We start from the raw sequence: 273 nt of genomic DNA, 5'->3' as shown, positions 1-273 counted from the left end.
ATCCATATCAAGGTCGCTAAATAATAACATTTCGGTATTAGGTGTGGCTTCATTTAATGTTGCATCGTGCGGGAACGAAAAGTCAGATGGCGTTAGTACTGCCGATTGCGAGTACTGTACGTCTAGGCTTTCTACTTGCGGTAAGTTACCCACTGAACCTGCAATAACCACATAACATTCGTTTTCGATTGCCCGCGCTTGTGCACAATGGCGAACCCGTAAATAACTATTTTTAGTATCGGTCCAAAACGGCACAAACAGTATATCAAGCCC

Annotated in this window: 1 pseudogene; it reads right to left on the bottom strand. The window is 43.6% G+C overall.

Features of this window, described 5'->3' with window-relative positions:
• A pseudogene (locus SB756_RS30085) lies at nucleotides 1-273 on the bottom strand (hydrolase); the annotation flags it as partial.

This window comes from Pseudomonas sp. SIMBA_068 (assembly GCF_046534705.1).
In the GTDB taxonomy this organism is placed as follows: Bacteria; Pseudomonadota; Gammaproteobacteria; order Pseudomonadales; family Pseudomonadaceae; genus Aquipseudomonas; species Aquipseudomonas putida.
This window is presented reverse-complemented; position numbering and strand designations above follow the sequence as displayed.